General features: G+C 73.6%; 27 protein-coding genes. 11 read left to right on the forward strand and 16 right to left on the reverse strand.

The annotated features are described in order from the left end of the window. Positions 1 to 44: 44 nt before the first annotated feature. From Sspor_RS16015 to Sspor_RS16040, 6 genes are all read right to left on the reverse strand, one after another. Positions 45 to 1,043, reverse strand: a complete 999-nt coding sequence (locus tag Sspor_RS16015) for an aKG-HExxH-type peptide beta-hydroxylase (RefSeq protein WP_237403882.1) — start codon at positions 1,041 to 1,043, stop codon at positions 45 to 47. 253 nt (positions 1,044 to 1,296) lie between these two features. Beyond that, positions 1,297 to 2,736: an FxsB family cyclophane-forming radical SAM/SPASM peptide maturase gene (locus Sspor_RS16020; protein ID WP_237403883.1), complete on the reverse strand. Its 1,440-nt coding sequence runs from the start codon at positions 2,734 to 2,736 to the stop codon at positions 1,297 to 1,299. Between the two features lie 138 nt (positions 2,737 to 2,874). After that, positions 2,875 to 3,069 carry an FxSxx-COOH cyclophane-containing RiPP peptide gene (fxsA, locus tag Sspor_RS16025; protein WP_202199748.1) on the reverse strand — a complete coding sequence of 65 codons (195 nt, stop codon included), beginning with the start codon at positions 3,067 to 3,069 and terminating at the stop codon, positions 2,875 to 2,877. A gap of 112 nt (positions 3,070 to 3,181) precedes the next feature. Further along, positions 3,182 to 6,433: an SAV_2336 N-terminal domain-related protein gene (locus Sspor_RS41110; RefSeq protein WP_202199749.1), complete on the reverse strand. Its 3,252-nt coding sequence runs from the start codon at positions 6,431 to 6,433 to the stop codon at positions 3,182 to 3,184. A gap of 6 nt (positions 6,434 to 6,439) precedes the next feature. After that, positions 6,440 to 7,471: an AAA family ATPase gene (locus tag Sspor_RS16035; protein ID WP_202199750.1), complete on the reverse strand. Its 1,032-nt coding sequence runs from the start codon at positions 7,469 to 7,471 to the stop codon at positions 6,440 to 6,442. Between the two features lie 54 nt (positions 7,472 to 7,525). Continuing rightward, complete coding sequence (locus tag Sspor_RS16040; RefSeq protein ID WP_202199751.1) at positions 7,526 to 9,664, reverse strand: VMAP-C domain-containing protein; 2,139 nt, start codon at positions 9,662 to 9,664, stop codon at positions 7,526 to 7,528. Positions 9,665 to 9,768: 104 nt separating this feature from the next. On the opposite strand from Sspor_RS16040, the gene Sspor_RS16045 reads away from it, so the two are divergent. After that, entirely contained in the window at positions 9,769 to 9,957 is a 189-nt protein-coding gene (locus tag Sspor_RS16045) for a DUF6104 family protein (RefSeq protein WP_150259220.1), read from the forward strand. 144 nt (positions 9,958 to 10,101) lie between these two features. After that, positions 10,102 to 10,470: a hypothetical protein gene (locus Sspor_RS16050; protein ID WP_202199752.1), complete on the forward strand. Its 369-nt coding sequence runs from the start codon at positions 10,102 to 10,104 to the stop codon at positions 10,468 to 10,470. Between the two features lie 301 nt (positions 10,471 to 10,771). Here the strand turns inward: Sspor_RS16050 and Sspor_RS16055 are convergent, their stop codons facing one another. After that, a complete protein-coding gene (locus Sspor_RS16055; protein ID WP_202199753.1) occupies positions 10,772 to 11,251 on the reverse strand; it encodes a hypothetical protein in 480 nt (159 codons plus the stop codon). 128 nt (positions 11,252 to 11,379) lie between these two features. Between Sspor_RS16055 and Sspor_RS16060 the strand changes: the two genes are divergently transcribed. Then, on the forward strand, positions 11,380 to 12,480 hold the full coding sequence (locus Sspor_RS16060) for a helix-turn-helix domain-containing protein (RefSeq protein ID WP_202203686.1): 1,101 nt from the start codon (positions 11,380 to 11,382) through the stop codon (positions 12,478 to 12,480). Between the two features lie 12 nt (positions 12,481 to 12,492). Then, positions 12,493 to 13,071 carry an HD domain-containing protein gene (locus Sspor_RS16065; RefSeq protein ID WP_202199754.1) on the forward strand — a complete coding sequence of 193 codons (579 nt, stop codon included), beginning with the start codon at positions 12,493 to 12,495 and terminating at the stop codon, positions 13,069 to 13,071. A gap of 112 nt (positions 13,072 to 13,183) precedes the next feature. Here the strand turns inward: Sspor_RS16065 and sodN are convergent, their stop codons facing one another. Beyond that, positions 13,184 to 13,579, reverse strand: coding sequence for a superoxide dismutase, Ni (gene sodN, locus Sspor_RS16070; protein ID WP_030009413.1), 396 nt, complete (start codon positions 13,577 to 13,579; stop codon positions 13,184 to 13,186). A gap of 171 nt (positions 13,580 to 13,750) precedes the next feature. Here sodN and sodX point away from each other — a divergent pair, with 171 nt between their 5' ends. Beyond that, entirely contained in the window at positions 13,751 to 14,173 is a 423-nt protein-coding gene (gene sodX, locus Sspor_RS16075) for a nickel-type superoxide dismutase maturation protease (protein WP_202199755.1), read from the forward strand. On the opposite strand, the gene Sspor_RS16080 is transcribed toward sodX, so the two are convergent. Then, positions 14,077 to 14,706: a CGNR zinc finger domain-containing protein gene (locus Sspor_RS16080; protein ID WP_202199756.1), complete on the reverse strand. Its 630-nt coding sequence runs from the start codon at positions 14,704 to 14,706 to the stop codon at positions 14,077 to 14,079. The two genes, sodX and Sspor_RS16080, sit on opposite strands and share 97 nt — an antisense overlap. Before the next feature lie 82 nt (positions 14,707 to 14,788). Here Sspor_RS16080 and Sspor_RS16085 point away from each other — a divergent pair, with 82 nt between their 5' ends. Further along, positions 14,789 to 15,577 (forward strand): class I SAM-dependent methyltransferase, encoded by a 789-nt coding sequence (locus Sspor_RS16085; RefSeq protein ID WP_202199757.1) that lies wholly within the window; start codon positions 14,789 to 14,791, stop codon positions 15,575 to 15,577. A 71-nt stretch (positions 15,578 to 15,648) separates the two neighbouring features. Here Sspor_RS16085 and Sspor_RS16090 read toward each other — a convergent pair whose 3' ends face one another. From Sspor_RS16090 to Sspor_RS16100, 3 genes are read right to left on the reverse strand one after another with little or no spacing between them, the layout of a single operon-like run. Beyond that, on the reverse strand, positions 15,649 to 16,413 hold the full coding sequence (locus Sspor_RS16090) for an amino acid ABC transporter ATP-binding protein (protein ID WP_272934837.1): 765 nt from the start codon (positions 16,411 to 16,413) through the stop codon (positions 15,649 to 15,651). Next, entirely contained in the window at positions 16,413 to 17,354 is a 942-nt protein-coding gene (locus tag Sspor_RS16095) for an amino acid ABC transporter permease (RefSeq protein ID WP_202199758.1), read from the reverse strand. The genes Sspor_RS16090 and Sspor_RS16095 overlap by 1 nt, the downstream gene beginning before the upstream one ends. A 39-nt stretch (positions 17,355 to 17,393) precedes the next feature. Further along, positions 17,394 to 18,356 carry an ABC transporter substrate-binding protein gene (locus tag Sspor_RS16100; protein ID WP_202199759.1) on the reverse strand — a complete coding sequence of 321 codons (963 nt, stop codon included), beginning with the start codon at positions 18,354 to 18,356 and terminating at the stop codon, positions 17,394 to 17,396. Between the two features lie 526 nt (positions 18,357 to 18,882). Between Sspor_RS16100 and Sspor_RS16105 the strand changes: the two genes are divergently transcribed. The 4 genes from Sspor_RS16105 (at position 18,883) to Sspor_RS16120 (ending at position 22,092) form a co-directional block, all read left to right on the forward strand. After that, entirely contained in the window at positions 18,883 to 20,085 is a 1,203-nt protein-coding gene (locus tag Sspor_RS16105) for an NAD(P)-dependent malic enzyme (RefSeq protein WP_202199760.1), read from the forward strand. Positions 20,086 to 20,259: 174 nt separating this feature from the next. Then, positions 20,260 to 21,222: a zinc-binding dehydrogenase gene (locus Sspor_RS16110; RefSeq protein ID WP_202199761.1), complete on the forward strand. Its 963-nt coding sequence runs from the start codon at positions 20,260 to 20,262 to the stop codon at positions 21,220 to 21,222. 88 nt (positions 21,223 to 21,310) lie between these two features. After that, the gene (locus Sspor_RS16115) at positions 21,311 to 21,520 is read left to right on the forward strand and encodes a helix-turn-helix domain-containing protein (RefSeq protein WP_030013034.1); all 210 of its coding nucleotides are present in this window, start codon (positions 21,311 to 21,313) and stop codon (positions 21,518 to 21,520) included. Next, the gene (locus Sspor_RS16120; protein WP_202199762.1) at positions 21,520 to 22,092 is read left to right on the forward strand and encodes a Clp protease N-terminal domain-containing protein; all 573 of its coding nucleotides are present in this window, start codon (positions 21,520 to 21,522) and stop codon (positions 22,090 to 22,092) included. The genes Sspor_RS16115 and Sspor_RS16120 overlap by 1 nt, the downstream gene beginning before the upstream one ends. Positions 22,093 to 22,350: 258 nt before the next feature. Here Sspor_RS16120 and Sspor_RS16125 read toward each other — a convergent pair whose 3' ends face one another. Both Sspor_RS16125 and Sspor_RS16130 read right to left on the reverse strand, forming a co-directional pair. Continuing rightward, positions 22,351 to 23,241 (reverse strand): PadR family transcriptional regulator, encoded by an 891-nt coding sequence (locus tag Sspor_RS16125; protein WP_202199763.1) that lies wholly within the window; start codon positions 23,239 to 23,241, stop codon positions 22,351 to 22,353. 1 nt (position 23,242) lies between these two features. Beyond that, positions 23,243 to 24,205, reverse strand: a complete 963-nt coding sequence (locus Sspor_RS16130) for a DUF4097 family beta strand repeat-containing protein (protein ID WP_202199764.1) — start codon at positions 24,203 to 24,205, stop codon at positions 23,243 to 23,245. Between the two features lie 154 nt (positions 24,206 to 24,359). Here Sspor_RS16130 and Sspor_RS16135 point away from each other — a divergent pair, with 154 nt between their 5' ends. Then, entirely contained in the window at positions 24,360 to 25,232 is an 873-nt protein-coding gene (locus tag Sspor_RS16135) for a hypothetical protein (RefSeq protein ID WP_237404326.1), read from the forward strand. Here Sspor_RS16135 and Sspor_RS16140 read toward each other — a convergent pair. After that, entirely contained in the window at positions 25,165 to 26,283 is a 1,119-nt protein-coding gene (locus Sspor_RS16140; RefSeq protein WP_202199765.1) for a CU044_5270 family protein, read from the reverse strand. The genes Sspor_RS16135 and Sspor_RS16140 overlap by 68 nt on opposite strands. Next, entirely contained in the window at positions 26,280 to 26,906 is a 627-nt protein-coding gene (locus Sspor_RS16145) for an RNA polymerase sigma factor (RefSeq protein WP_237403884.1), read from the reverse strand. Before Sspor_RS16145 ends, Sspor_RS16140 begins: the two co-directional genes overlap by 4 nt. Positions 26,907 to 26,999 lie beyond the last annotated feature (93 nt).

The following is a 26,999-nucleotide window of genomic DNA, read 5'->3' on the forward strand; positions in this document are numbered from 1 at the left end:
CCGGGCGGTGGACGGGCTTGAAAGGTACCGCAGCGGACGGTCCGTCAGCCTTGTGCGAACGGGGCGAGTTCGGGGTGTGCCTCGCACCAGGCGCGGCGTTCGCGGTCGACGGCCCGGCGGGCCGCGGTGTGCTGGTCGCCGGGCGGCGGCAGGTCGTCCATGGCGCGTTCGGCGGCCCCCATCGCGTCGGTGAACTCCCGTCCCGCGGGGGTCAGTCGCTCGTGCGCCCGCAGGGTGGGCAGGACCGCCGCCACCTGGGCGCGGATCCGGGCGTGCTGGGCCCAGGCGCCGCGGGCCCCGTAGAGGGCGGCGCGCTGCCAGTACCCGGCGAGGGCCAGGTGGGCGTAGGCGCCCTGCAGCAGGCCCTCCAGGGGGCGGGGGTCGCGGCGCCAGGGCGCCCAGTGGCGGGGCGTGCCGTCGGCGGTGTGCAGGGTCAGGACGTCGGTGAGGGCGGTCAGTTTGCCGTGCTGGACCTCGTGGACGAGGGTCGCGGCGAGCGCGGGCGGGGCCTGGGCGCGGGCGAGTACGGAGCCGGCGGCCGCCGGGAGGGTGGCGCCGCTGGACCGGGAGCCGCCGGCCAGCGGTACGACGGAGCGCAGCAGCTGGACGGTCTCCTCCGCGCGGATGGTGTCGTAGCGCTCGAGCAGGGTGAGCGCGCCGGACCACTGGGTGTCCCACCGCTTGTGGCCCTTGGGGGTGAGTCGGCGGGCGGGGCGGACGGGGGCCGGGTGCGCGGGGCCGGGTGCCCGGTAGGGGTCGAGGTCGTCGAGTGCGGTCCGGCCGCCGGGCAGGGCGTGCAGGGGCACGGTGGCGGGGTCGTCGGGGTCCCAGGAGCGTTCGGAGAGGGCGAGCGGGCCGGGGCGGTCCGGGCGCAGCAGCCCGAGGGTGGGCAGGACGAGCCGGCCGTGCAGGGGCCGCAGGGTGTGGCTGAAGGGGATGCGGGCGCGCAGGGCGGCGGCGACGGCGAGGGCGCCGAGGTGTCCGAGGTCGGGCGGGGGGCCGCAGGGGGCGTGCAGCCGGCGCAGGGTCTCCTCGGCCCACACCCCGGTGGCGGGGTAGTGCAGTACGTCGCGGACGGCGCCCGCGTCGCGGCGCTCGGCCTCCTCCAGCAGGGCCCAGTGGTCGGCGGTCTCCCCGGACCGCCGCCGGGGGCGGCGTCGAGGACCGCGCGCAGCAGGAGCAGGCGTTTGGAGCGGCGTACGTCCCGGACCAGGCGGGTGCCCTCCATGGAGGGTTCGGTGGAGGCGAGGGCGCGCAGGGTGGGCGAGGAGACGGTGAAGGCGGTGAGGGCGTCGGTCATGAGGCGACCGCCGGGGGGTGGACGGCGGGGGCCCCGGTGGCACGGGGCTGCGCGGCCCGTTGGACGGCGGCGGCGATGTGCCGGATCAGCGGCTGGAGGTCGGCGCAGTACACGGACGGCTGGCGGAAGCCCTCGCCGGCCCGGTAGCGGTGCGGGTAGTGCCCTCCGCCGCACACCTCGACCAGTTCGCAGGCGCGGCACCGGGCTGCGAGCGCGTCCCGGCCGAGCTGGCGGGCGGCGAGTCCGGGATGGTCGAGCAGCTGGTCGAAGCTGTGGGTGTCGAGGGTCATCCCGGTCACGGCGGCCCCCTCGTACGCGGATTTCAGTGAGTCGGCCTGTTCGATGGAGCCGTCGGTCTCGATCACGGCGGTGGCGGCGGGCGTGAGCCCGAGGGTCTCGGTGGTGGTGGGCAGGCCGAGCAACAGGGCGATGATCTCCTCGAAGAGCCCGATCCGGGTGCGCCGTACGCCGTCGTGCCACCAGCGCTCGAAGACGGCGAGGAGCCAGTCCGCGTACGGGGTCCGGCCCGGGTGGTGGCCGGGGGGCGGGTCGCTCCAGTTCGCGAGCGGCAGGAGCAGCCCGATGCTGGGCGGGGCGAAGGCGAGCAGGGACTCGTAGGTCTCCACCGGGTCCTGGTCGAGATCGACGACGCAGAGCACCCCGGCGTAGCTCTGCGGATGGCGGGCCAGCAGCCGCAGGCCGCGGGCGGCGGCCGCGAAGCCGGGCCGTCCGGCGTGGTCCACGCGCCGGGTGTTGTGTGCGGGCAGCCCGCCGTCGAGGCTGACGCCGACCCGGATCCCGGCGGCGGCCAGGGCGGCGAGGCGGCCGCGGGTGAGCAGGGTGCCGTTGGTCTGGACGGTGGCGGTGACCCGGGTCCGCGGGGCGGCCCCGGCCACGGCGGCGCGTACGGCGTCGACGGGCGCGGCGAGTGCGGCGGGGGCGGTGAGCAGCGGTTCGCCGCCGTGCAGGACGAGGTCGATCCGGGGCAGGTCGTGGGCGGCGGCGTGTTCGGCGATCCGCTGCGCGGCGCGGGCGGTGGTGGCGGGGGTCATGGCGGGCGGCTGGCCGCGCCAGCCCTGGTCGGCCATCTCGTAGACGTAGCAGTAGGTGCAGGCGAGGTTGCAGCGGCTGCGGGTCTTGAGGACGAACTGCCGTATCGGATGGGGCCGGTGGCCTGCGGCCCGCGCGGCGGCCACGTCGAGCCGGGTGTAGGGCCAGGGCGCGTGCCGGGCGTGCCGCGGGCCCTGCGCGGCGGGGTCGGGGTTCGGGCCCTGAGCGGCGGGGTCCGGGAGCTCGGGCGCCGCCGCGGAGGGGAGGTGTGCGGGTGTGGTCGCGGAGGGGAGGTGTGCGGGTGTGGTCGTCGGGGCGCGGGATGCCGTGGGGTCGGGGGTGCCGGGTGCGGGCAGCGGGGTTCCGCTCGTGACCGCTCGCCGCATCGCCGCTCTCCCTCCCCCGGCAACAACCGCCCGGGGACACCCCGGCGGACGGTCCATCCCTGCCCTGGGGACGGTCCCGGCTAACGGCGGAAAGTGGTCAACTCGGTTTCAAGGTGGGGCGGATCAGGCATGGTGCGATCAGGCCACGCTGGAGTCGAAGGCGTTGAGGATCTCCGCGGGATGGGTCACCCGCTCGACCATGCCTTCGATCACCCGGGCCAGCACGGGGTGGTCGATCCCGCGCAGCGCCGCCAGGTCCAGCCCGGAGAGATCCGGCAGCCGCCCCGGACATCCCGGGGTCGCCGCCGCCACTTCCTGCTGCTTCGTCACCATGTGCCGCCGGGCCCCCTGTCGCGTCGCACACCGGATGGTCCACTTCCCTTTCCCGCCGACCGGTCCGCGGAAACAGCGGCCGCCGGCCCGTGCCGCGCCCTCGGCGCGGGCGTCAGAGCCCGGCCTCCAGGGCCAGGATCCGCGCGCGGACCGCCTCCGAGCGCCCCGTGGCGGCCTCGCGGGTCCGCGTCCACAGCTCCAGCGCCGAGCGGTACGCGTCCAGGGCCGCGCGGGGCCGGGCCAGGCGTTCCAGCACGTCCCCGCGCAACTGCTGTACGCGGGCGGCCAGCTGGACCGCGGTGTCCTCGCGGTCCTCCACGTCGGCCTCCAGCGCGGCCCGCCAGGCCCGCCGGTAGGAGTCCGCCGCCCGGTCGAGGCGGTCCAGCGCCCGGGTGTGGCCGTGGATCTCCTGCTGTACGTCGCCGTGGTCCCGCCAGGCGCGGGCCTGCTCCAGCGGGTCGCGGCTGTGCCGGACCGCCAGCTCCAGCAGGTACTCGGCCTCCCGCAGGTCCACCGGGTCGCCCTCGTACGCGTGCCGCAGCCGGAGCCCGGTGGCCAGCCGCAGCAGCCGGTGGGCGGCACCGGGGTCGGACTGCGGGACCGCGGCCCGGCTCTCGCGCAGGACGCGTACGGCCGCACCGGTGAACCGCCGCCCGTCGGCGGCGCGGGCCCGGTCCAGGAGTACGTCGCCCCACTCGGGCAGCAGTTCCCCGTAGGCCTCCGCGTCGCGCGGGATCAGCCGCCGGGCCCGGCCGTACGCCTCGGCCGCGTCCTCCAGCGCCGCCGGGTCGGCGTCGCGCGCGTACCGCTCCCGGTGCACGCGCGCCAGGCACACCAGGGCGGCCAGCCGCAGCTCGGGGTCCCCGCCCGCCTCCGCCAGGGCCGCGTCCAGCTGACCGGCGGCCTCCTCCAGCCGGCCGGGGAGGTGGCGCAGCGCGTCGGCGAGCTCCAGCCGTACCTGTGCGGCGCCGGGCCCGGTGCGGCCGGGTGCCGGGGTCGGGGTGGTCAGGGCCGCGGCCAGGCGGGCCGCGGCCTGTTCGGCCAGGGCCGTGCGTTCGGCCGGGTCCTGGGTGCGGGGCAGCAGGGCCAGGAGGACGCGGCCGAGGGCCAGGTGCAACTCCGGGTACGGGGCCGGGCCGGCGCCCCCGCCGCTCTCCGCGCCGGAGTCGGGGCTGTCGGTGCCGGGGGCGGCGCCGGGTGCCGGGCCCGCCAGGGGTTCGAGGGCCGCGCGGGCCTCGCGGAGCGCGCCCGCCTCGTCCCGCAGCCCGCTCAGCCGGATCAGGGTCTCGGCCCGGCGCACCGCGCAATCGCGCCGCAGCTCCGGGTCGGCCGCGGCTCCGGCCGCCGCGAACTCCATGTCCGCCGCCGCCAGCAGCTGGGCGTCCGGTCCGGCGGCCAGGGCCCGCTCGTACAGCACCCGGCCGAGCACCGCCGCCGCCCGCGCCGTCCGCAGCCCGGTCACGGCCCGTTCCGCCTCGGCGAGGAGCTCCGGGTCCCGCTGGGCCGCCCACAGCCGCAGCAGCGCCCCCGCCAGCTCGGTCTCCGCCTCCTCGGGCGGATCGCCGGGCCCCGGCGGGGCCGTCACCGCCCGCCGGAGCACCGCCACGGCCTCGTAGAGCGCCCGCGCGCCGCCGTCCCCGTCGGCGTCCGCGTCCGCGAGCCGGTCGCGGGCGGCGCGCACCGCCCCGGCCCGGGTGGGCACGGGGGCCGCGGGGGGCCTGCGGACCGCGGGCCCCTCCTCCGGCATCCCCGGCAGGTAGCGCCGTACGACTTTGGCCGAAACCTGCGCGAAGGCCTGCGGGAGCCTCCCCTCCGGAGCCCGCTCGTCCTCCTCGGGTCCGGGGTCGGCGACCGCCGGGGGGATCCCGGTCAGCTGCGAGACCGCGAGCGCGGGGAAGTTGCGTACGCCCCGGCCGAAGTGCGCCAGCACGTACTCCGAGCAGTGCTTGAGCACCAGCGCGGCCTCGTCCCGTCCCAGCGGCCCCAGCAGTACGTCCTGCACCCCGGGGACGAACTCGTACCAGTGCCCCGGCGTCGGCCCGCTGCGCCGCAGCAGCCCGCTCAGCAGCACCTCCGCCAGGTCGGAGGGCTCGGAGTCCGGCAGCATCGTGCGCTGCACCAGCCGCATGACGGGCAGCGTCAGCGGGGCCGCCGACAGGTACACCGCGAGCTGTACGGCCCGGGGCGCGGCCGCGGACCGGAAGCGCGCCACCAGCTCGCGCGGCGGCCGTACCGCGCGCGGCGGCGGCAGCGGCGCGGCCGGATGGTCGGCCAGCACCCGGCCCACCTCGGCCGGTACGGGCCCGGCGGCGAGCCCGGCCAGGAGCCGGGCCCACGACCCGAGGGCGGCCGCGCTCGGCGGCAGCACCGGCACCGTCAGCCCGCCCGTGGGCCGCCCGGGCAGCGGCGGCCGGTCCGGCCGGAAGGTGAGGGTCTGCCCGCCGCCCTCCGGCCGGGTGAGCGTGCCCCGCTCGGTGGGCAGCCAGCTGCGCCCCCACAGCCGCTGCGGCAGCGGCTGGACGACCATGCACGGGGTGCACTCGGCCCACCGGTGGAGCAGCCGCTGCGCCGTTCCCTCGCGCCACAGCGGCCCGGCGCAGTCGGAGACCACCATGGTCAGGGCCCGGCCGGTCGGGTCCCGCAGCTGGTCCCCGGAGCGCAGGCCGGAGGCGCGTACGCAGCCGGGTGCGGGGCTGCGTCCGAGCGCGGCCGTCCCGTCCACGAGACGGTGCAGATAGTGCACCTGGACGTCGCGGAAGGCGCCCAGCCGTTCGCACACGGAGCGCAGTTCCTCGAACATGTCCTGCCAGACGGCCATCGACGGGGACGCGTCCATCACCAGCCGTACGGTCGACTCGCGCCTGCTCTCCGGCCGGAGTACGGGAATGACCAGTCCGAGAGCACGGGCGCTGGCCTCGGCGGTGGCCGCCTCGTCGATCACCAGCCGGGTGGGCGGACCGGGCGGGCGGTGCCGCTGGAGGGCGCGCAGGGCCCGCTGGATGTCCAGGATGCGGGGCAGCGCGGCGGCCCCGGGCACCCGTACGGGTACTCCGTACTCCTCGGGCGACTCCCCGGGCCGCTCCCCGTCGGCGCCGTCGGTGCGGGCCGCCCCGGGCGCGTAGAGCCCGACCGGGGCGTCGCCTTCCGTGTCCGCGCGTACGGGCCCGGCGGGCTCTCCGGCCGGATCCCCGGCCCCGGTCCGCGCCTCGCCCGGCCCCGGCCCTCCGGGGAGGGCCTGCCCGGGGCCGCCGATGTGCCCGGCCAGCCACAGGGCGTCGGCGAGTTCCCCGGCGGACGGGTCGAGCCCGGCGGCGCGCAGCAGCACGGCCAGTTCACGGACGCCGGGTGCGCCGGCGGATGCCACGGCCGATCACCTCGGGCGGTCGAGGCGCTGGATGAGCAGGTCGGCGAGGTCCTCCCGGGTGGGCGGGGCGGCGTAGTGGGTCAGGTACACGGCGTTGAGCAGCTGGTCGGCGGCGACCAGCTCGGACTGGGAGCGGCTGAGGAACTCCCGGATCAGGTCGGCCCCGAGGCGGGCGGCCTCCTCGCCGAGGTGGGCGCGGACCATGGTGGCGAGCCGTTTCTCGCCGGGCTGGCCGAGCTTCAGCTGGATGCAGCGGCGCAGCAGGGCGGCCGGGAAGTCCCGTTCCCCGTTGCTGGTCAGGATGATGAACGGGAAGGCCCGGCAGCGCACGCGGCCGCCGCGGACGGTGACCTTGGTCCCGTCGTCGGTGAGCACCTGGACCTCGGGCTCGCTGTCGGCGACGCGTTCCAGCTCGGGGAGGGCGAACTCCCCTTCCTCCAGGACGTTCAGCAGGTCGTTGGGGAGGTCGATGTCGCTCTTGTCCAGCTCGTCGATGAGCAGGACGCGGGGCCGGGCGGTCGGCAGCAGGGCGGTGCCGAGGGGCCCGAGCCGGATGTACCTGCCGATGCCGGGGGCGGTCGCGGATCCCGCGGCGCCGGCCGGGCCGCCTCCGGCGCTCGCCGCGATCTGGACGTCCTGCAGCCGGGCCAGGGCGTCGTACCGGTACAGGCCGTCCTGGAGCACGGTCCGGGACACCACCGGCCAGCGCAGCACCCGGCCCAGCTTCAGCTCGTGGGCGACGGCGTGGGCGAGGGTGGACTTCCCGGTGCCGGGGAAGCCGGTCACGAGCAGCGGCCGCCGCAGGTACAGGGCCGCGTTGATGGCCTCCAGCTCCTCCGGTTCGGGCCGGTGCAGTTCGGCGGCCTGCCGGTGCGCGCCGAGCCGCCGGGCCACGTTGCCGTCGGCGACCCGGGCCGGACCGCCCGGTTCCGCCACGGGTCCGCCGTCGAAGTCCCGCCAGGGCGGCGGGTCGGGCAGGGCGTCGATCCCGTCGTGGGGTTCGCCCACCCCTCGGTATATGAGCCACTCGTCGTTCATGGTGCTCCTGCTCCCTCCCTCGCGTCGTCCGCGCCGGCCCCGTCACAGGTCGCGTCACAGGTCGCCCTGGAGCGGCTCCTCGTCCGGCAGCGGCCGCGCCGGGTCCTCCCACACCAGCCCCGTCCCGGTCGCCCAGTAGGCGTCGGGATCCGCCCCGTACGCCCGCCCCCGCAGGTTCTGCAGGCGCACCGGGAGCACCTCCGCCCCTCCGGCGTCGGCCAGTTCCTCCCGCAGCCCGCGGTGGAAGGGCGCGCACGAGGCCCCCGGGTCCGGCGGCGGCCGCCGGGTCACCACCACCCCGTACCCGGCGTCCCGTACCGCGTGCAGCGACCCGAGCGTGGGCTCCTGGTCGGCGGCGCGGCAGTGCACCGGCACGGTGTTGTCGGGGAGTCCCGTCAGCCACTCGGTGGCGGGGCTGCGGGGGCGTCCCCGTACGCAGTCGGCGCGTTCGTCCTGCAGCGGTCCCGCCTGGACCCGCGCCCAGCGGGCGGACACGTCGCCGCCCTCACGGTCGGCGGGGTGCTCCCGCGCGCCGGCGGGGTTCGCCGCGGCCCGGTTCGCCCCGGCCGGGTGACGGAGCACCACCGGCCGCTGGACGCCGAGCGGTACGCCGCCCACCACCACCCATTCGTCCACCGCCAGCCCGAACAGCGCGGGGGCCACGGCCACTTCGAGGAGGGCCGCCGCCTCGTGGGTGTCGCAGCGCCGGAAGCCCTCGGCGAGCGGGGCCCGTAACGCCTCCGGCAGTCCCGCCAGGGTGGCCCGTACGCCCGAGTCCACCGGCGTCACCCGGCCGGCGTGCGCGGGACCGGCCAGCACCGAGACCCGCCAGTCGTAGACGTCCTCCCAGCCGTGCGCCCACACCTCCAGCAGCACCGAGGCGCCGGGCGGCAGCCCGCCGGACCGCCGCGCGGGGCCGTGCACCGCCCGTCCGGCCGAGGCCCGGCGGCGGCGTTCCCGCTCGGCGAGGCCCCGCTCGTGGCGCTCGCCGAGCTCGCGCCGCAGCGGCCGCCACAGCCGCTCGGCCGTGGCCCGTACCCAGTCCCACAGCTCCTCGTCCGCGCCCGGCGTGGCCGGCTCGCGGTACTCCGCCACGCTCACGTCCGTCGCGTACCGGAGCATCGCCGCGGCCTCCCCCGTCCCGCCCGGCGGGTCGTGCAGGAGCCCCAGCCCGTCGCGCCAGCTCAGCGGGGCCGGTGGCAGCGGGTCCGGCTCCTCGCCGCGCGCCTCCTCGACGAGGGCGCGTACGACCTCGGAGGAGCCCGGCGGGGGCAGCTCGGCCAGCAGCCCGAACAGGGTGGTGCGCTCGCCGGGGGTGAGCCGGCCCCGGCCGGCGTACGGGTCGCCCTCCTCCGGCGGGAGCTCGCCGTGCACGTCGGTCCAGGTCCGGCGGTTGTCGAGATCGCTGAGGTGCTGGTCGTAGTGGTACAGGTCGTGGGCCTGCATGATCCGGCGGTAGAGCCCGACCTGGCCCCGCGCGGCCATCGGGAGGGTGCGCAGCTGCACGACGGAGACGGCGAGCCCGCCGCCCCCGGTCTGCCGCCGCGCCTTGAGCACGCCGACGACCTCCCCGCGGACGAGGTCGACGACGGGCCCTCCGGACATGCCGGGCTCGATCTCGTCGTCGTCGCCGAGGCGGATGGCCGCACCGTTCCCGGCGGTGCCGCGCAGCCGGGTGGTGCGGCCGGTGATCTCGGGGGTGCCGAGATCCTCGGTGCAGCCGAAGTAGGCGACCTCGTCGAAGCGTGGTCGGGAGCGGTCGGTCAGCCAGACGCAGGCGTGCGAGACGGGGGCCAGTACCCGGACGAGCGCCAGGTCGGGCAGGTCCCACAGCGCGTGCCGGCCCGGTCGCCGTTCCTCCAGCCGCTCGGGCAGTACGCACTCCACGCGTCCGGTGACCGTGCCGGAGATGCTCCCCGCGGAAAAGGTGATGCCGACCTCGCGCCCCGTCAGACGCACCGCAGCACCCCCTTCGCCGACCACGTGCGCGCACGTCAGGACCCAGCCGGGGGCGATGAAGAAGCCGCTCCCCCATGTGGGACCGGTCCGATGACTGCGAGGGTTGTCATACCCGCCCGGCGGGGCGTGAACGCGTACGGTCGCGGCCTGGACGAGGGGCTCCAGAAGCTCGAAGGCGCGCGCGGACCCTGTCGTGCGCCCGTCCGTCATCCGCACCCCCCACTCGTCGGGCATCCAGGCTAGACCCGGGGACGGCGCAGGCGGGAGGTCTCGCCGTAAGGCGGATTATCCTGGCGGGAAACACCCCCTGCACACCCCATCACGGCACGGAGCCCGACTTGTACTTCACCGATCGCGGCATCGAGGAGCTGGAGAAGCGGCGCGGCGAGGAGGAGGTCACCTTCGAGTGGCTCGCCGAGCAGCTGCGCACCTTCGTCGACCTGAACCCGGACTTCGAGGTCCCGGTGGAACGCCTGGCCACCTGGCTGGCCCGGCTGGACGACGACGAGGACGAGGACGACGAGTGACCCCCCGGGGTCCGGTCACCGGCCTTCGGGCCCGACCCGGACCCCGCACGTACGGGCGGGTTCTGCCCACCACAGCGGCGGGCCCGGCCGGGTGAACGAAGAATTCCGTCGGCCCGGGTGCCGCCACCGGGCACCATGGGCCCGGTGAAGGACCTCCCTCCCGGCCTGCCGCCGGCCCACTCGCGCAAGTGGCACAACCGCCGCTGGTGGGACCAGCTGGGATATCTGCGCGTGCGCTCCCTGGGGAACCCTCAGTGGCCCCGGGACATGCCGCGGCTGATCACGTGGCTGCGACGCGAACGCTCGACCGCCCTCCCCGCGGATCAGGGCCTCTACGACGAGGCGATCGCCGCGGCCCGGCACTACGCACACCTCCCCCGGCGCGCGCCGGAGGCCGAACACGCGTGGGACCGGCTCCTGGAACCGGTGGACGAGCTGCTCACGAGACGCCAGACGAGACACCTCGACGCCGTCCGCAGGGCCCGGCCCGGGCAGTCCGACGCGGGCCCCTGACCGGCTCAGAGGTCGCCGACGACGGCGTCGAGCACGGCGCGGGCGAAGAGGAGGAGCGGCGCCACCTCACGGATCCGGGCGATCAGGGCCTCCTCCGTACGGGTGCGCTGCCAACAGCTCACGGGGTCGTGGTGGACGCTCCACCCGTAGCGGCAGGGCCGGCAGCCGGCCATGGGACCGCCGTACCTGATCGCGACCGGAGCCGGCAGTCCACACCCGGTGCAGAGCGCGTGCGCCCGCGTGCACTCTCCGTCGGGATGCGGGTCGGACACCTCGACCTCCGGGCGATCCGGGCAGCCCGTCACCTCGCCGCCCCCTCTGCGAGGCGTGCCCAGCCCACCCGGACGAGCAGCCGGACGGCAGCGACCCGGCAGAAGTACGCCCCCGGGCCGGGGGCCGAGGCCCAGTAGAGGGCCCGGCCGGGCCCGACCCGGTCCCGACCGATGTCGGGCACCCCGAGGTGGGTGCCGTGGCCGAGGCACTCGACGGCGCTCCGGGGCTGCCAGTCCTCGCCTGTGCCCGGCTCGACGAGCGCGTAGCGGTTGCGGCCGCGCGCGTCGCGGATCACGGGCCCCTCCAGGGCCAGGGTGAGCGCGAGGTCCACGACACGGTCCGCGGAGCTCTCGACGGCAGCGTACGCGAGGGCGTCGGGGATGCGCACGGCTTCGAAGCGGGCCCCGAGCGGCAGCACGGCGACACCGTGCTCCCGCCACGCGGCGTGCGCCACCGCGGGATCGGCCAGGCAGCACGCGTACCAGTCGGCCGTCTTCTTCCAGGACACGGCGGCTCCCTACCGTCGTCAGCGGGTGATGAGACGAGCGTAGGAATCGGATCTCGCTGCCCGAAGTGACCACCAGTACGGGTACTTTGGTGACACTTCGTAGGCGGGAGAGCGTCATGGGCGCGCCGATGGAACCCACCCTGACTGCCGGTCAGGGAACTCGACGACGCGGTCGTGGCGGCATCGTGTCCGGTTATGTTTTTCGGCTGATCCGAGAGTATCTGTGCCACACCCAGGAGTCCCTGGCCGAGGATTTCGGCGTCTCCGTGGACACGATCGCGGGATGGGAGTCGGGGCGACGCCCGCTGACCTCGTTGGCGGTGGGGCAGATGCTCGCGCATCGCCACCGTCTCATGCGCATGGGTGTGAGCGCCGCTCTGCTCCTTGCCCTGGAGAAGGCGCTGGAGGCGGATCTCCTCCTGATCGGTGTACTCACCGACGACGGGGCCACGGGGAGCGACCCCCTGGGGACGTGGGTCCTGCAGCGCGACCTCGTCGAGGTGCTGGTCTGGCCGCTGAACGGGGTGGTTCCCGAGCCCCTGCATGCCCATGTGACCCCCTCCAGGCCACGCCGAGGCCCCGCGCCCGACGGACCGGAACTGTCCGCGGACGACCGGCTACGGTTCTTCCGTCGCATGCGCCGGACTGCCGAGGAGGCCCGGGCGGACGAGTTCCTGCTCCGCCGCCAAGCCCTCTACCTGGCCGGGTACGACGACGCCCCCGACACCTCCGCGTGGCTCGCGCAGCAGCAGAAGGCCGAGTGGCCGACGGACTGGCTCACCCACTGGCTGGGTGCCCGCTCCGTCGCCGCCGTCGCAGCCCGGCAGGGTGATCGTGAGCGCATGCGGCACTTCATCTCCACCACGCTGGACGACGAGGCGGGCGAGGCCGCCAATCTGAACTACTGGGCCTACTGGCTCGGGGAGAGTCCGCACCTGCAGCTCTCCGACGACTTCATCGCCGCACCCGGTCCCGGGACCTGGCACGGCCACAGACTGCTGCAGCACCTCGTGAACGGCCTCGCGCCCCATCACGGATTCCTCGACCTGAACATTCACACCCTGTGGTCCCTGCTGGCTGCGCGCCCCACGCTCCTGCGTACGACGTCCGCCGCCGGGCGCACCCTCCGGGACCAGCTGCCCGTGTTGTTGGATGGCACCGGGCCCTCGCCGCGTGCGCGTCGGGAGCTGGAAGGCATTCGGTACGCGATCCGCCTCGCCGAGGCATGAAGGAGAGACACAGTGGCTGACGATCTGTCCGCGGTGGCCGGGTTCCTCTACGAGGCGGGGACGCTCAAGCACACGCGCCGCACGGGCTGGTGGATGGCCGGCGTCAACGATCCCGAGAGTGTCGCCGCACACTCCTGGCGTACCTCGCTCATCGCATCGATCATCGCGAAACTGGAAGGCGCCGACCCCGCGCGGGCGGCCTTCCTCGCCGTCTGGCACGACACCCAGGAGACCCGCACGGGGGACGTCAACCACCTCGGCAAGAAGTACGCGACGAGCGCCGACCCGGTGGCGGTCACGGCCGATCAGACCCTCGGCATGCCGGAGCGACTCGCCTCGGCGATCCACGAACTCGTCGCCGAGTACGAGGCCAAGGACTCGCCGGAAGCCGTCTGCGCACGCGACGCCGACAAGTTGGAGTGCATGCTCCAGGGCATCGAGTACCGGGCCCAGGGCCACGCCCACGCCCAGCGGTGGATCGACAACAGCAGGGCCCGCCTCACGACGGAGACCGGGCAGCGGCTGGCTGACGAGCTGCTGGGCCAGGACCCGCTCGACTGGCTGCGCACCGTGCTCGGCGAGACGTCCTGACGACGCCCGTAGGGGCCGCGTACGACACCGGCCCGGCCGCACGGGGCGGTCGGGCCGGTGTCGTGTGCGCTCCCGTGACAGGAGCGCGGGAAGATCCTTCGGGCGCCCGGGCTCAGGCGGCCTTGGTCTCCCAGAAGATGCGGTCGATCTCGGCGATGAGCTCGAGGGCCTTCGCGCCGGTCGCCGGGTCGTTCGACGCCTTGGCGGCCGAGAGGGCCTTCAGGGTGTCGTTGACCAGGGTGTGGAGCTGGGGGTACTTCTCGAAGTGCGGGGGCTTGAAGTAGTCGCTCCACAGCACCGAGACGTGGTGCTTGGCGAGCTCGGCGCGCTGCTCCTTGATGGTGATGGCGCGCGCACGGAAGTCGGCGTCTTCGTTGGCCTGGTACTTCTCCTGCACGGCCTTGACGGACTCGGCCTCGATGCGGGCCTGGGCAGGGTCGTACACGCCGCACGGAAGATCGCAGTGGGCGGAGACCTTCGCCTTGGGGGCGAAGAGGCGGGAAAGCATGGAGTGTGTCCTCCTCGTGATCGTCTTCTCAAGGGGGAGATTACTCGCTGAAGAACGGGATTTCGCGGGCGCCCCCATGGGCTTAGGACAAAAGTCCAGGGGCTCGGCCGGACCGGTGAGCGAATGTACGGACCGGTGCGGCAGCATGCGGGGGTGACGAGGAGGACACGCATGGTGGAGAACGGGCGCCCGCGCAGGCGGTTCGGGGTGGTGGACGTGACGGGGCCTTCGATGGTGCCCACGCTGCTGAACGGGGACCAGCTCGTGGTCCGGTACGGGGCCTCCGTACGGCCGGGCGACGTGGTGGTGCTGCGGCATCCGCTCCAGCAGGACCTGCTGGTGGTCAAGCGCGCGGTGGAGCGGCGGCCGGGCGGCAGCTGGTGGGTGCTCGGCGACAACCCGTTCAACGAGACCGGCGACAGCACCGACTTCGGGCCGGTGCCCGCGGAGCTGGTGCTGGCGACGGCGGTGCTGCGGTTCCGGCCGCGCGAGGAGGATCAGCGTTCGCTGAGGGCCCGGCTGTCCTGGGCGGCCTCGGCGCTGCGCCCGCTGTGGGCGGACGCCTCGGCCTCCAGCCGCTTGCGGGCGCGGTAGGCGGCCACGTTCGCCCGGGTGGCGCAGCGGTCGGAGCAGTAGCGCCGGGAGCGGTTGGTGGAGGTGTCGAGGTAGGCGTTGCGGCAGGGCGTGGCCTGGCACAGGCCGAGGCGGTCGGGGCCGTGCTCGGTGAGGGCGAAGGCCAGGCCCATGGAGGCCATGGCGGCGTAGCCGGCGGAGGCGTTCGAGGGGTGCTCGGCGAGGTGGATGTGCCAGTCGGGGCGGCCGTCGTCGTCGAGGGTCTCGTGGCCGGACACCTGGGGGCTGACGGGGAACTCCATGAGCAGCGAATTCAGCAGGTCGACGGCGAGGACGTGGTCTCCGCCGTCGGCGGCCTCGAAGACGGAGCGCAGACGGCCGCGGACGTTGCGGAAGCGGGTGACGTCCCCGTCGGTGACGCGGCGTGCCATCTGCTGGCTGTCGCCGAACAGGGCGCGGACGGCGTCCACCGAGGTGAGCGCGTCCTTGTTGCGGGCCGGCTCCTCGGTGTTGACCAGGCGCACGGCGAAGTCCGAGTAATGGGCCAGTTCCACTTGTAGTCCTTACGGCTGCGGATTAACGTCTGCGGTAACGGCTGAGACGTCTTCGAGGGTATTACGTATGAAGGGGTACGGGATGACGGATACGGCGGACAGGGCGGATACGACCGAAACGACGGGCACGGCCCACTGGCAGGCCTGGCAGGACAGCTGGGACCGGCAGCAGGAGTGGTACATGCCCGACCGCGAGGAGCGGTTCCGGGTGATGCTGGACATGGTCGAGGCACTGGTGGGACCCGCCCCCCGGGTGCTGGATCTCGCATGCGGTACGGGAAGTATTACGGACCGCGTCCTCAAGCGGTTCCCGGAAGCCACCAGTACGGGCGTCGATCTCGACCCGGCCCTGTTGACCATCGCCGAGGGCCACTTCGCGGGCGATCCGCGCGTCACTTTCGTGACCGCCGACCTCAAGGACCCCGACTGGCGTTCCGCCCTCCCCCACGGCACGTTCGACGCGATCCTGACGGCGACCGCCCTGCACTGGCTGCCGAGCGAGGAGCTGGCCGTTCTCTACCGGCAGCTCGCACCGCTCCTGACCCCGGGCGGGGTCTTCATGAACGCCGACCACATGCCCGACCCGGCCACCCCGCGCATCGACGCCGCCGAGCACGCCCACCGGCACGCCGGCATGGACCGGGCCAAGGCGGCCGGGGCGGTGGACTGGCGCGAGTGGTGGGCGCTGGCGGGCGCCGACCCGGCACTGGCCGAGCAGGTGAAGCAGCGCTTCGAGATCTACGGGGAGCACGCGGACGGCGACACCCCCTCCGAGGCCTGGCACGCAGAGACCCTGCGCGCGGCGGGCTTCGCGGAGGCCCGTACGGTCTGGCGCTCGCCCTCGGACGCCCTGGTCCTGGGCCTGAAGTAGGAGATCCGGGTTCCCGGGAAACGGCTGAGGGGCGGTACGGGGATCCCGTACCGCCCCTCACCTCGTGCGCGCTACAGCACCTTGGACAGGAATGCCTTCGTCCGGTCGTGCTGGGGGTTGCCCAGGACCTCGCGGGGGTGACCCGACTCGACGACGACGCCGCCGTCCATGAAGACGAGGTTGTCGCCGACCTCGCGGGCGAAGCCCATCTCGTGGGTGACCACGATCATCGTCATGCCCGACTCGGCCAGGTCCCGCATGACGTCCAGGACGTCACCGACCAGCTCCGGGTCCAGGGCCGAGGTGGGCTCGTCGAAGAGCATCAGCTTCGGCTCCATGGCCAGCGCGCGGGCGATCGCCACACGCTGCTGCTGGCCGCCGGAGAGCTGGGTGGGGTAGTTCCCGCCCTTGTCCCCGAGGCCGACGCGGTCCAGGAGCTTGACGGCGCGCTCGCGCGCCACGGACTTGGACTCGCCCTTGACCATGACCGGGGCTTCCATGACGTTCTCGATGGCCGTCATGTGCGGGAACAGGTTGAAGCGCTGGAAGACCATGCCGATGTCCCGGCGCTGGGCCGCGACCTCGCTGTCCTTCAGCTCGTAGAGCTTGTCGCCCTTCTGGCGGTAGCCCACCAGCTGCCCGTCCACGTACAGCCGGCCCGCGTTGACCTGCTCCAGGTGGTTGATGCACCGCAGGAACGTCGACTTGCCGGAACCCGACGGACCGACCAGGCAGAACACCTCACGCGGGGCGACCTCCAGGTCGATGCCCTTGAGGATGTGCGCCGCACCGTAGGACTTGTGGACGCCCTCGGCCTTCACCATGGCAGTCGTCATCAGGCCACCGCCTTGCGGTTCGAGAAGCTGGACAGTTTCGCCTTGATCTTCTGCAGCGGCGTGGGCGGCAGCGAGCGGAGCGCACCACGGGCGTAGCGGCGCTCCAGGTAGTACTGGCCGACGCTGAACACGCTGGTCAGGGCGAGGTACCAGATCGAGGCGACGAAGAACATCTCCATCACCGCGAACGAGGTGGACGCGATGTCCTGGGCCGCGCGCAGCAGGTCGAAGTACTGCACGGCGACGACGAGCGACGAGGTCTTGAGCATGTTGATGAACTCGTTGCCGGACGGCGGCACGATCACCCGCATGGCCTGCGGCAGCACGACACGGCGCATCGTCTGCGTCCGGGTCATGCCCAGCGCGTGCGAGGCCTCGGTCTGGCCCTCGTCGACCGACTGGATGCCGGCGCGGACGATCTCCGCCATGTACGCGCCCTCGTTCAGGCCGAGACCCAGCAGGGCGGCCAGGAAGGGCGTCATGACCTGGGTCATCTCGTCCTTGTAGAACCCGAGGTTCAGGATCGGGAAGATCAGGGCGAGGTTGAACCAGATCAGCAGCTGCACGTACACCGGGGTGCCGCGGAACAGCCAGATGTAGAACCAGGCGATGGTGCTGGTGACCGGGTTCTTCGAGAGCCGCATGACCGCGAAGAGGACACCGAGCACCAGGCCCAGGGCCATCGAGGTGATGCTGATCCAGATCGTGTTGCCGACGCCGCGGAGGATCGTCGGGTCGAACAGCTTCTCCGGCACGGTCGCCCAGCGGACGTTGCCCTGCGAGAACGCGACGGCGAGCGCCACGACCAGGCCGATGACGACCACGGCGCTGATCCAGCGGCCGTAATGGCGGACCGGGATGGCACGGATCGCCTCGGGGGGGACGGCCCCGGCCGGCGGGGTGTCCGCCGGGCCCGGGACCTTGTCGAGCTTGTCAGTCACAGTGACTGCCCTTCAGTGTGCTGCGGTGGTACGCGGAGGTCAGGAACCGGCGTTGATCTTGGCCTCGGTCACGGCGCCGGAGCCCGCGTTCCACTTGTCCAGGGCGGCCTTGTACGTGCCGTCCTTGATGACCGCGTCGAGGGCTTCCTTGAGCGCGTCGCGCAGCTCGGTGTTCTTCTTGTCCACCGCGATGCCGAAGAGGCCGGCGTCGGTCGGGTTGGCGATGGCCTCGAAGTCGTTGCCGCCACCGGCGGTCTGCGCGATGTACGCGGCGACCGGGGAGTCGTTCAGGTCCGCGGCGGCGCCGCCGGCCTTCACGCGGGTCTGGGCCTCGGCGTCGGTCGGGAAGGACTCGATCTTGAGCTCGCCCTTGCCGTCCGTCTTGCACTTCTCGGCCTGGGTCTTGGCGGAGTCCTCGTACGTGGTGCCGCGCTGGACGGCGACCGTCTTGCCGCACAGGTCGTCGAGGGTCTTGATGTTCTGGGGGTTGCCCTTCTTCACCAGGATGCCGGTCGAGGCGGAGAAGTAGTCGACGAAGTCGACACCGGCACCGGTCTTGGCGCCCTTGTCGTCCAGGCCCTCCTGACGGGCTTTGGTGTCGGTGAGGGAGGACATGACCAGGTCGCTGCGGCCCGTCTGCATGCTGCCGATCAGCGTGTCGAAGGTGCCGGACTCGAACTTGAACTGCACGCCGAGCTGCTTGGCCATGGCCGCCGCCACGTCGGGGTCGACACCGACGATCTTGCCGCCCTCGGTGAACTCCATCGGCGCGTAGGTGGCGTCCGTGCCGACCTTGATGACACCGGCGTCCTGGATCTTCTTCGGGAGCTTGGAGAAGAGCGGCGCGCTGCTGTTGGCGGCCGCACCGGACGGGCTGGTGGAGGCCTTGTCGGTCTGGTCACCACAACCGGTGAGAATCAGGGCGCCCGCGACCGCGATCGCGCCGACCGCGGCGATCCGGGACCGTGCGGCGGTCGTACGACGGGTGGTGCTAGCGGTCATGGCTTGGTTCCTCCGGCGCTGGTGGAAAAGCATCGAAAAACGGTCGGACACGCACCATCGAGTGTCGCGACCTTGTGTGATTACGGCATCTTGCCATTCGGACTGAGACATTCAGGGTGCCCGTCAGGTCAAAATCGCATAACGGGCGCCCCAGGTGACCCAACAGGACTGCGGGGAACGGGGTTCGGGACCGCAGATACTGCTGTGACCTGCTGTTTTTGCCGCAGTTTCTCCGGGGCGTCTCGCCCACTGGACGGCAAGGTTTGGACTTTTCGCCAAAAGCCGGGCAAGGGACCTACAGTTGAGCGGGAATCGACTCGTCTGGGCGAGCGTTCTTCGGGTAGAACAGATCCTTACACCCCTCATCCGGGGCTCAGGGCGCGCGTGCGGCGCGCCCGCGCGTACGAACCTCCCCTTCGCGGAGACGGGCCAACCGTTGACGCGGAGTACGGACGCGGTGCCCGCCCACCCCTTAACCAGGAGTGGCCACCCTCAACGATTCAAAGGACTTAAGGGGTCACACGAAGTGGCAGCGGAGATCATCAACCCTCGCAGTGACAGCGTCACGGACAACAACCCGGACGCGGTGTTCGCGCTGCACCGGGGCGGCAAGATGGCCATCCAGGCCACGGTTCCGGTCACCAACAAGGATGACCTTTCCCTCGCGTACACGCCCGGCGTGGCGAAGGTGTGCAGCGCCATCGCCGAGCAGCCGGAGCTGGTGAACGAGTACACCTGGAAGTCCAACGTGGTCGCCGTCGTCACCGACGGCACGGCCGTGCTCGGACTCGGTGACATCGGTCCCGAAGCCTCCCTCCCCGTCATGGAGGGCAAGGCCATTCTCTTCAAGCAGTTCGGTGGGGTCGACGCGGTTCCGATCGCGCTCGCCACCAAGGACACGGACGAGATCATCGAGACGGTCATCCGTCTCGCCCCGTCCTTCGGCGGGGTGAACCTGGAGGACATCTCGGCGCCGCGCTGCTTCGAGATCGAGCGCCGCCTCCAGGAGGCGCTGGACATCCCGATCTTCCACGACGACCAGCACGGCACCGCCATCGTGACGCTCGCCGCGCTGCGCAACGCGGCCAAGCTGACGGGTCGCACCCTCGGCGACCTGCGCGCCGTGATCTCGGGTGCGGGCGCGGCCGGTATCGCCATCGCCAAGATCCTGGTGGACGCGGGCATCGGCGACGTCTGCGTCACCGACCGCAAGGGCGTCGTGTCCGCGGACCGCTCCGACCTGACGGACGTCAAGGCGGAGATCGCGGGTCTGACCAACAAGACCGGCCAGACGGGCTCCCTGGAGACCGCGCTGAACGGCGCGGACGTCTTCATCGGCGTCTCCGGCGGTACGGTCCCGGAGGAGGCGGTGGCCTCGATGGCGAAGGACGCGTTCGTCTTCGCCATGGCCAACCCGAACCCGGAGGTCCACCCGGACGTCGCGCACAAGTACGCGGCGGTCGTGGCCACGGGCCGTTCGGACTTCCCGAACCAGATCAACAACGTGCTGGCGTTCCCGGGCATCTTCGCGGGTGCCCTCAAGGTGCGCGCCACCCGGATCACCGAGGGCATGAAGATCGCCGCCGCCGACGCCATCGCCGGTGTCGTGGGTGACGAGCTCGCCGCCGACTACGTGATCCCGTCGCCGTTCGACGAGCGCGTGGCCGAGGCCGTCGCGACCGCCGTGGCCGCCGCGGCCAAGGCCGACGGCGTGGCCCGTCTGGTCTGAGACCGGACCTGAGCAGTACGCGAAGAGGCCCGACCGGATCCCCTCCGGCCGGGCCTCTGCTTTTTCACGGACTCCGCCCGTCGGCTCCGGGACCGGCCGGGTGCGACGAAGGCCTCACCCGTGCGATGGCGGGAGGTCTGGAACCCGGCCCCTACCGAGCGGTAGCGTCGCCGCATGTTCGCTGCCTACGCCGCCCGAATCGACCGTGACCAGCCGCTGAACGGCCTTGAGCTGGGCGACCGCCCGGCCCCCGAGGCCCGGCCCGGCTGGGTGACCGTGAACGTCAGGGCCGCCTCCCTCAACCACCACGACCTGTGGTCGCTGCGCGGGGTCGGCCTCGGCGAGGAAAGACTCCCCATGATCCTCGGCTGCGACGCCGCCGGGATCGACCAGGACGGCAACGAGGTCGTCCTGCACTCCGTGATCGGCCAGAGCGGCCACGGGGTCGGCCCGGACGAGCCGCGCTCGATCCTGACCGAGCGCTACCAGGGAACCTTCGCCGAACAGGTGACCGTCCCCGCCTGGAACGTGCTGCGCAAGCCCGCCGAGCTGACCTTCGAGGAGGCCGCCTGCCTTCCGACGGCCTGGCTGACGGCGTACCGGATGCTGTTCACCAACGCCGGGGTCCGCCCCGGGGACTCCGTGCTGGTGCAGGGCGCGGGCGGCGGTGTCGCGACCGCCGCGATCGCCCTCGGCAAGGCGGCCGGCCTGCGGGTCTTCGCCACCAGCCGCGACGAGGCCAAGCGCAAGCGGGCCGTGGAGCTGGGCGCGGTGGAGGCGTTCGAGCCGGGCGCGCGGCTGCCGCAGCGGGTGGACGCGGTGATCGAGACGGTCGGTGCCGCCACCTGGTCGCACTCGGTGAAGTCCCTGCGCCCCGGCGGCACCCTGGTGATCTCCGGTGCCACGAGCGGCGACCGCCCGGCGCACGCCGAGCTGACCCGGATCTTCTTCCTGGAGCTCAAGGTGGTCGGCTCGACGATGGGCTCGAAGGACGAGCTGGAGGACCTGCTCGCCTTCTGCGCGACCACGGGGCTGCGGCCGGTCATCGACGAGGTGCTGCCGCTGGACCGGGCCCGGGAGGGGTTCGAGAAGCTCGCGTCGGGCGACCTCTTCGGCAAGATCGTCCTCAAGCCCTGACCTCCGGGGCCGGACGGAGCCCCGCCCTCCCGAACCCGATGTCAACTGGGGTTGACGACACCTCCCGCGTCAACCTACATTGACATGCATGACGGAAGCGACCGATCTCGCAGAACGGGCAGGTGACCGGGACCCGCGCGTGGGCCTGCGTGCCGTGGCCGCCCTCCGCAGGCTGCTGGAGCAGCTGGAGGCCGTACAGGTACGCAGCGCCCGCGCGCAGGGATGGTCCTGGCAGGAGATCGCGGCCGAGCTCGGCGTCAGCCGGCAGGCCGTGCACAAGAAATACGGGAGGCTCTGATGTTCGAACGCTTCACCCGTGACGCCCGGTCGACCGTGACCGGGGCGATGAGCGAGGCCCGGCGGGCCGGGGCCGCCACCGTCGGCGAGGAGCACCTGCTGCTCTCCCTGCTGACCCTGGGCGCCCTGGACCCCCTCGGCGTGGACCGCGCGGCGGTGGCCGCCGACCTCGCGGCGGCCCGCCGCCGGGGCGGTATGTCCCGGGCGGACGAGGAGGCGCTCGCCGGACTCGGCATCGACCTCACCGAGATCGTCTCCCGCATCGAGGAGTCCCACGGCCAGGGCGCCCTCGCGGCCCCCGCGCCCCGCAGGCGGACCCTGGGCGCCTCGATCCGCTCCGCCCTCGGCCGCGAGGACGCGGACGACCGGGCCGGCAGCCACCGGGTCCCCTTCACCGAGGGCTCGAAGAAGGTACTGGAGCAGTCCCTGCGTATCGCGCTGGGCCGCAAGGACAACCACATCGGCACCCTGCACCTGCTGCTGGCCCTGCTCTCCCGCCCCGGCACGGTCTCCGAGGTCCTGTCGGACCACGGCGTCACCTACAGCACGGCCGAGACAACCCTGGCAGCCTGACGCCCAAGGCCCCGGCGGCAGCGGATGGGCGGGGGTGTCGTCCGGGTCGCGGGCGCGGGCCGGGCCGGGAGTGCGCCGGGGTATCTCCTCGGACGCCGAACGTGGCGAGCGGACGAGAAGCGGAGCCGCATTGCGTTCGGCGCCCTGCGGGGACACCCCGCCCCACACCCGGCCGACGCCCCCCGGGGGCATTTCAGCCCCACCGGCGTTCGAGGCGCGGGTCCGGGGCGGCGCCCCGGCGGCGGCGCCGCGGGCGGGCTACGGCTTGGAGCCGAACGTCGTTCCCAGCCGTGCGGTGGCAGCCGCCAGGTGCCCGCGCGCCTCGGCCACCTGGGCCGCGGTCACTCCGCGGTCCCGCGCCGCATCGCGGACCTCGTCGCGGAAACGGTCCAGCAGCCGGTCCAGGTCGCGCGCCGGATCCGCGGTCGGCGTCAGGTCCGCGGCCCAGCCCGAAGCGCGGTCCGCGTCCGCCGCCGCGTCCCCCGCCGGGGCCGCGGCGGGCGCACCGCCGAGCCAGGCTCCGGCCAGGCTGCCCAGGACGCCGCCGGACCGGGCGAACTGCTCCTGGAGCTGGCCCGCGATGCGCTGGACCTCCTCGCGGGCCCGCTCCTGGGCCTCCTTGGCCTGGCGGCGGGCCTGCTGCGCCTCCTCGCGGGCGCGGCGGCTCTCGTCCTTCGCCCGGCGCGCCTGTTCCTTCCACTCCTGCCGCGCCCTGCGCAGGTCCTCCTTGGCGGCCTTCCACGACTCGTCCTCGACATGGGTCGCCGAGGCCGAGGCCGCGGCCAGCATCTCGCGCCGCAGGTCACCCGCCGCACCCCGGACGTCGTCGCGCATCTCGGCGGCGAGCTCGCTCACCGAGTCGCGGATCTCCAGCTCCAGGTCGGCCAGCTCACCGCCGCGGTCGGCCAGTTCGGCCCGGCCCGCGTCGGTGATCGAGTACACCTTGCGCCCGCCCTCGGTGGCGTGCGTGACCAGGCCCTCGGCCTCCAGCTTCGCCAGCCGCGGATACACGGTGCCCGCGGAGGGCGCGTACAGGCCCTGGAAGCGCTCCTCCAGCAGGCGGATCACCTCGTACCCGTGGCGCGGGGCCTCGTCCAGCAGCTTGAGGAGGTACAGGCGGAGGCGGCCGTGGGCGAAGACGGGCGGCATGTCAGAGCACCTTCTTGTCGAGCGCGAGGGGGGTGACGGGGCGGTCCGCGTCGGCCTGCGGGCGGCGCAGCAGCGCGATCGAGCCGGAGACCGTGGTCGCGCGCAGGGTGCCGGCGCCGGAGCCGAGGGTTCCGGTGATCCGCTTGGCGCCCATCTGACCGGAGACCCGCAGGTCCTCGAAGGCGTTGGAGACGCGGCCGGTGGCGGTGTTGGCCTCGACCTTGGCGTCGGCGGGGTGCGGGAGGCGGATCGCGACCTGTCCCGATACGGAGTGGAGGAAGATGTCCACCGGCTCGGGGTCGGCGGGGTCCGCGGCGAGGTCGATGAGCATGTCGCCGCTGACCGAGTCGGCCCGCACGTTGCCGCCCGAGCCGTCGACCACCGTCAGGCCGCCGGAGACGGAGTGGAAGCCGAACTCGCCGGAGACGGACTGGGCCTCGACGCTGCCGGAGACGGTGTGCGCCTTGACCCGGCCGGACAGCCCGACCAGCGTGGCGTCGCCGGAGACCCCGGTGACGTCGGTGCCGCCGGAGATGCCGGAGACGAAGACGGCGGCGCCGACCGCGGCCACGTGGACCTGGGTGGCGGCAGGCACGGTGAGGGTGATCGAGACGCTGCGCTCCCAGGCCTTGCGGCCGGAGGCGGAACCGGCCCAGGCCTTCCAGGGCTTGGTCTCGAACCACTGCTTGAGGCCCTGGGAACCGTTCCAGGGCAGGTCCTCGTAGGAGACGGTCAGCGCGCCGCCGTCCTGCACGACGTACAGCGGCGGTCCGTCCACCTCGGTCACCTCCAGGCGGGCCGGGCCCTCCTCGGCGGCGACCACGTTCACCGTGCCGCTCACGAGGCGGACGCGGAGCTCGGTCACCGGCTCTTCGAAGGTGAGCTTCTGCGGTTCGGCGAAGTGCCACGTCGACTGCGACTGCGACTGCGACGGCGACGACGACTCGGGCGACTGCTCTGCCATGGTGCTGATCCTCCTCGTGCGTTCACGGACGTGGCTCGACGCACGCAACATATCGCGTCTTCCGTTAACACGATATATCGCGGTTGAAGGAAGTCAAGCGTCCCGTCAGAACCCCACGATTCGGGGTGTTTTGCACTATTGTGTGGGCATGTCAATATCCAGGGCCGCGACCGGCGGAATGCTGCTCTGCCGCGCCGAACCCCTTGCCGTCCGGCCCCCGGCACACCTGTTGCGCGTAAGGCTGCTGCTCGCCCCGGCGGGCGACTGGAGCGTGCTCGTCCCCGAGGACAAACCGTGGCGGGACGGCCCGGAGAGCGTCGCGGAGGTCCTCTCCCGCTGGGGCTCGGCGATCGCCCTCGGCACCACCTGGCCGGTGCTGAGCCTGTGGTGGGAGGCCGGCCGGGCCGGATTCGCCCTGGCCGGCGGCTTCCGGCGGACCGCCGCCTACGCGTGGGACCCGGCCGGGCGCCCGGCCGGCGAGCCCGATGCCGTGCGGGCCCTGTCGGCGCGGCTCGGGCTGGACCCCGTACTCGACCTGGCGGACCTGGAGCGGCTCACCCGCACCAGCACCGACCCCGCCGTGGACGGGGAGGCCCGGCTGCTCGCGCTGGTCGCCCTGCTCACGCGCGCCGGACTGGCCCTGCCGCCCGGGCTCGCCCCGGGCGAATCGGCCGACCGGCTGCGGGAGGCGGCCCGGGTGGCCCCCGGCGCGGAGAAGCTGGAGTGGTCCGGCCGCCGCGACGCGGTACGGGCCGGGCTCGACGCGGTGGAGCAGGGCCCGCTGGGCCCGTGGGTCCGCGGCCCGCGGGCCCGGCTGGTGGGCGCGGCCCAGGTGGCGGCCGCCGCGCCCCTGCTGGCCTGGGCGGCCCACCGCCGCAGCCCGGGCTGGGCCGCGGCGGGCGCGGTCCTGCTGGCGCAGGGGGCCGCGTCCCTGGCGTACGACCGGGCCCGGACGGCGGTCAGCGGGCCGTGGGGGGCAGCTCCTTCATCCGGTCGACGACCGTCCGGTTCACCACGGCGCTCGTGAACACGACCGTGCCGGGCTTGATCAGGCCCTGCTCGCCGGACTCGCCCTGCACCTGGACGCTGCGCTCGCCGAGGAAGGCGAGCGTCTGACGGTCGAAGATCCACTCCTCGCGCTGTCCGGAGTGCTCGTCGAGCCGGGCGACCGCGATCCCGGTGCGGCCCGCCGCGTCGACCGCGTCGTCCACCGCCACCACACCGGGGATCTTCGCCGCGGCCTTGTACAGCGCGGCCGTGAGCTCGGCCGGCGGATAGCTGCCGCGCAGCAGGTCGCCGATCGTGGTGAAGGCCTCCTGGTCGGGGCCGCTGCCCATGCCCTGGGTCTCCTCGTAGATCCGCCGGAGCAGCACGTCGGGGTCGGTGGGCAGCGTGGCGAGGTAGTCGTAGGTGGGCGCGTTCAGGTACGGCGTCCGGGTGTTGCCCTTCTCGTCGGGGCCCGCCAGGGTCACACCGGCCGGGCCGGTGTTGCCGGGTTCGATCAGCCAGCCCTGGGCGCCGTCCGGGGAGTTCCACTGGTGGCGCATGTGCAGCTCTTCGCTGACCACGGTGCTCTTGTCGCCGACGGTCTTCACGTACGTGGTGGCCGTCCTGCTCCCGATGTAGATGAACTGGTCCGCGCGCACCGCCGGGCCGGAGGCGGAGAAGGAGGCCAGGGAGATCCGGTCCAGGAGCTGCGGCGCCCCCTTGGGATCGGCGGCACCGATCCGGGTGGTCAGCGCCGGGCCCGTGGCCACCGTGGAGCCGGGTCCGTCCGGGGCTCCGCGGTCCACGTAGGAGAAGAAGCCGGCGGCGAGGGCTCCGGCCAGGGCGAAGGCCGCGGCGGGCACGAAGACCGCCCGGCGCAGGAAGGGGTTGCGCGAGCCGCCGGCACGGGCGGTGGTGACGGCTGTCGTGGTGGCGGCATCGGCGGTGCGGAGGTCTTCGTGGATCCGGGCCATCAGGCGCTCCTTGTGGAACTGGTGGCGGCCCGCGGGCAGTTCCCGTTCGGCGAACGGCAGGAGGGGGGAGTTGTCCGGCCGGCCGGCCGGGCTGGGGCGGGAGGGGTCGGCGTTCATCGGGTTCCTTCCTGCGCGGACCGGACCGCGTTCGTGCGGTCGCCCTGTATCTGTCGGGGCCGGGCCGCGAGTTCCCGCCTTTTCTTCTTCAGTTCCGCCTCGGCGAGTCTGCGGAGCTTCGTACGGGCCCGCGACAGCCTGGAGCGCACGGTTCCGACCGGAATGCCGAGGACCCGGGCGGCTTCGGCGTACTCCAGGCCCTCCCCCAGGCACAGCAGGAGGACCTCGCGCTCGGGACCGCGCAGCGCGCTCAGCTGCCCGAGCGTGGCCGCGATCTGCCGCCGGTCGTCGAGCCGCCCGGCGACCTCTTCGGCGTGGTCGGGCACGGACGCGGCACCGGCTGCCGCCGTGGCGGCTGCGGCGGCCCGGTAGCGCCGGTTGCTGCGGCAGTGGTTGCGCGCGAGGTTGGTGGCGATGCCCAGCAGCCAGGGCCGCAGCGAGCCGCCCTCGGGGTCGATCGTGCCGCGCAGCCGCCATGCCTCCAGGAAGGCGGCCGACATGACGTCTTCCGCGGCGGCCCAGTCCCCGGTCATCCGGAAGGCGTGGTTGTAGAGGGTGCGGGCGTGGCTGTCGAACAGCTCCGCGTAGGCGTCCGGATCCCCGGACCGCACCCGGGTTCGCATCTCTGTCGTCACTCCTGTCGGCTGTCCGGCAGCCGAGGGGGAGTTCCCGTGACCTGCGCCACATCCGCCCCGGCCCGGGCCGGAAGGCACAGC

The sequence above is a fragment of the Streptomyces spororaveus genome, assembly GCF_016755875.1.
Classification (GTDB): Bacteria; Actinomycetota; Actinomycetes; order Streptomycetales; family Streptomycetaceae; genus Streptomyces; species Streptomyces spororaveus.

Coding starts and splice junctions, on each gene's coding strand:
- Sspor_RS16020 (WP_237403883.1), bottom strand. CDS start 2,736: ATGCGGCGAGCGGTCACGAGCGGAACCCCGCTGCCCGCACCCGGCACC.
- fxsA (WP_202199748.1), bottom strand. CDS start 3,069: ATGGTGACGAAGCAGCAGGAAGTGGCGGCGGCGACCCCGGGATGTCCG.
- Sspor_RS16035 (WP_202199750.1), bottom strand. CDS start 7,471: ATGAACGACGAGTGGCTCATATACCGAGGGGTGGGCGAACCCCACGAC.
- Sspor_RS16040 (WP_202199751.1), bottom strand. CDS start 9,664: ATGCCCGACGAGTGGGGGGTGCGGATGACGGACGGGCGCACGACAGGG.
- Sspor_RS16060 (WP_202203686.1), top strand. CDS start 11,380: ATGGAACCCACCCTGACTGCCGGTCAGGGAACTCGACGACGCGGTCGT.
- sodN (WP_030009413.1), bottom strand. CDS start 13,579: ATGCTTTCCCGCCTCTTCGCCCCCAAGGCGAAGGTCTCCGCCCACTGC.
- sodX (WP_202199755.1), top strand. CDS start 13,751: ATGGTGGAGAACGGGCGCCCGCGCAGGCGGTTCGGGGTGGTGGACGTG.
- Sspor_RS16085 (WP_202199757.1), top strand. CDS start 14,789: ATGACGGATACGGCGGACAGGGCGGATACGACCGAAACGACGGGCACG.
- Sspor_RS16090 (WP_272934837.1), bottom strand. CDS start 16,413: ATGACGACTGCCATGGTGAAGGCCGAGGGCGTCCACAAGTCCTACGGT.
- Sspor_RS16100 (WP_202199759.1), bottom strand. CDS start 18,356: ATGACCGCTAGCACCACCCGTCGTACGACCGCCGCACGGTCCCGGATC.
- Sspor_RS16110 (WP_202199761.1), top strand. CDS start 20,260: ATGTTCGCTGCCTACGCCGCCCGAATCGACCGTGACCAGCCGCTGAAC.
- Sspor_RS16115 (WP_030013034.1), top strand. CDS start 21,311: ATGACGGAAGCGACCGATCTCGCAGAACGGGCAGGTGACCGGGACCCG.
- Sspor_RS16120 (WP_202199762.1), top strand. CDS start 21,520: ATGTTCGAACGCTTCACCCGTGACGCCCGGTCGACCGTGACCGGGGCG.
- Sspor_RS16125 (WP_202199763.1), bottom strand. CDS start 23,241: ATGCCGCCCGTCTTCGCCCACGGCCGCCTCCGCCTGTACCTCCTCAAG.
- Sspor_RS16130 (WP_202199764.1), bottom strand. CDS start 24,205: ATGGCAGAGCAGTCGCCCGAGTCGTCGTCGCCGTCGCAGTCGCAGTCG.
- Sspor_RS16140 (WP_202199765.1), bottom strand. CDS start 26,283: ATGAACGCCGACCCCTCCCGCCCCAGCCCGGCCGGCCGGCCGGACAAC.
- Sspor_RS16145 (WP_237403884.1), bottom strand. CDS start 26,906: ATGCGAACCCGGGTGCGGTCCGGGGATCCGGACGCCTACGCGGAGCTG.